3 protein-coding genes are annotated in these 2,421 nt (G+C 50.9%); 1 reads left to right on the top strand and 2 read right to left on the bottom strand.

What is annotated here, in order from left to right; genetic code table 11:
* Nucleotides 1–917, bottom strand: a 917-nt coding sequence (locus PPL9_RS17300) for a glutamate--cysteine ligase (RefSeq protein WP_161831323.1), incomplete at its 3' end; no start/stop codon positions are given.
* A gap of 768 nt (nucleotides 918–1,685) precedes the next feature.
* Here PPL9_RS17300 and PPL9_RS17295 point away from each other — a divergent pair.
* The gene (locus PPL9_RS17295; RefSeq protein ID WP_057463874.1) at nucleotides 1,686–2,180 is read left to right on the top strand and encodes a hypothetical protein; all 495 of its coding nucleotides are present in this window, start codon (nucleotides 1,686–1,688) and stop codon (nucleotides 2,178–2,180) included.
* Here PPL9_RS17295 and PPL9_RS33410 read toward each other — a convergent pair.
* Nucleotides 2,177–2,421: LysR substrate-binding domain-containing protein (locus PPL9_RS33410; protein WP_244273412.1), on the bottom strand; the 245-nt coding region annotated here is incomplete at its 5' end. The two genes, PPL9_RS17295 and PPL9_RS33410, sit on opposite strands and share 4 nt — an antisense overlap.

Raw genomic sequence — 2,421 nt, 5'->3', positions numbered from 1 at the left:
CGTGCAGAGCCGTACAGCTCGTTTTCAAGCTGCAGCTGGTGCGTGTTGATCTGCTTGTAATCGCCTTCTTCCGCCACACCAATTTGCTCGTACTGGCGCACAGACGTTGCAAGAGCACCGCGCAGGCCTTCAATGTAATCGCAAAGAGAGTTGTAGTGAATGTCCAGCTCACTCTGCACGACGCTGGTGTAACCCAGATCGCTCATGCGCAGAGACGTTGCATATTCGCCGAAATAAGTGTCATCACCCAGCATGGACAGGGTCGGGTGCGGGGATGCCAGATAGCTTTTGTCGACGGCAGGAGAAGCCCCGAACAGGTAAAGCACCAGCCAGCCATGACGTTGCAGGTTACGGATCAGGCCGAGATACCCGGCACTGCGGAAGTCCTGAAGGCTTCCGCCGGAGGTACACTGCTCATGAAACTCGTGCCAAAGGCCATCGGAGATGGAGAAGTTGTAGTGGATCCCGGAGATCGTCTGCATACGCTTGCCATAGCGATGCGCCAGTCCCTTGCGGTACAGCGTTTTGATCTGCGCCGCATTCGAGTTTCCATACTCCGCGATGCGGATCGTCTCATCACCGGCGATTTCCGGCGGCATGGACGCATTCCACAAATACTCGCCATCATCCGTCTTACGCGCTGCAAAAGCCTGCAGTTCTTTCAGAAAATCCAGGCTCTCTGCAACAGAATGCACAGCAGGTGTGATAAACTCCACCTGAGCCTCAGAAAAGTCTGTCGTGATAAATTTGTGCGTTAGCGTTTTACCCAGAGACTCCGGGTGATCACGCAATGACATAAAGCCATCTCTGCCAACACGCAGAGCTTCTTTTTCGATCCCCACGCGGAGTTCAGCAAGACCTTTTCGTACTGTGCTATTTTCCAACAGCTTCAGCGTGGCTTCACCTAATTTTGTCATTCTCGTTCCGTTAATCTGCGCAAAACGGCTATATGGGCTCAAAGTATCCTTGTGCACCTTTCGGTTCACTCTCTCATAGATACTTCCTAATTTCGTGGATGCAAGAGTACAAAACCTGTCGAATTTTCCTTAGTGTTTTATGCGCAACTTCCATCATTAATGCGTGAACCAAGTTCAATTCGAGAATAAAATTAAACTGAGAAAATGAAGAAATTACCCGTCTGACTATCAACATGCCAACAAGATGTATTCCTTAACCCGCTTCAATAATCAAAAAAAATATACTTTGGCAAAGCACCGCCTATCCACGACCTAAACTGCTGATTTCACCATGAAAGCTCCAGATTATCTTCACTAGCAAAGACATAGAACAGGAAACAGCACACTTGCATGCACCGAAATACAATCCTCTGCCTCATAAAAAAACCGAGCATTCCTAAACCGCCTTACAAAGTTCGTGTGCATTTTGAACACTCTATCTGATATTTCGAACGCCGTGCATCATGCTGCACAGCCAGAAACTTCCATGCAAACCTTACTCGGCATCTAAACTTTGCTTGCTTTAAGCTGAAGCATTCTCAGGAAAGTCACAGTCGCTCATCCCGCATAAAACAGTCTGGTCCTTGCGAGTATTATCGAGAGTTACGGCGGGTCTGCTTGCAAAATCTTCAGTGGATCCAGTGTTGGATAACTCCTTGTCTTTCGGTGAGGTCACCACCACTCCTCACCATTTTTGAGGCTATCAGCAAAACAACCTCAGCAATTCTTATGGGTGTCATCCTTTTCATGTGCCCGTTACCTTTTGCAGATCGTCCTGAAGAGGCCCACGACTTGCAAATCAAGCTCCCTTTAAGCACTCTCGCAATCACTCTTCCCCTCCTGGCAGGGTGCGTTTCTGATGAAGAGCGCCTGCCACAGGCCTATTCGCCCTCCATCGAGATTCCGCCGGGGGCAACGCTGATTACGGTCAACACCACGCCTGATGGTGCCTTCTGTTTTCTGGAAGGGTATCGGTCATCCATCTTTGTAAAGCACACGCCCGGCCCGATGGTTGTTCCTGCCGGATTTGAGAGCAGAAATCTCATTTGCGAGTTGAAAGGCTACAAAACCACACAAGGCGCTGTGCTCCCCGGCCCACCACCGCCAGATGGAGACAAGATCATCATCCAGCGTGTTTTCATTCCGGTTGGCGTGAATGTCCCCAACTCCAGCCCCGCAGGCGCTGTTGTGCCAGATGGCTTTGTTGGCACATACCGCCGTTAACCCAGCACCGCCTCATAGCGGGTTTTGAAGTTGGCTGTGAGGTAATTCATCAATTCCCGCACCCGGTGCAGTTGGTGCCGTGTTGGCGGGCTCACCAGCCAAAGCGGTGTTGTCTGCTTCCATCCGGACAGCATTTCCGTCAACTCGCCGCGTTTGATGAGTGCATCGGTGTAAACATCCGCAAGGCGCGCAACACCCAAGCCCGCAGCTGCTGCCTGGCACATGACGCGGCCATTGGAGA

Origin of the sequence: Pseudovibrio sp. POLY-S9 (genome assembly GCF_001431305.1) — a bacterium.
In the GTDB taxonomy this organism is placed as follows: Bacteria; Pseudomonadota; Alphaproteobacteria; order Rhizobiales; family Stappiaceae; genus Pseudovibrio.
Note: the sequence above shows the minus strand (reverse complement) of the source record. Positions and strands in the feature narration are given on the sequence as shown.

Coding starts and splice junctions, on each gene's coding strand:
- PPL9_RS17295 (WP_057463874.1), top strand. CDS start 1,686: ATGGGTGTCATCCTTTTCATGTGCCCGTTACCTTTTGCAGATCGTCCT.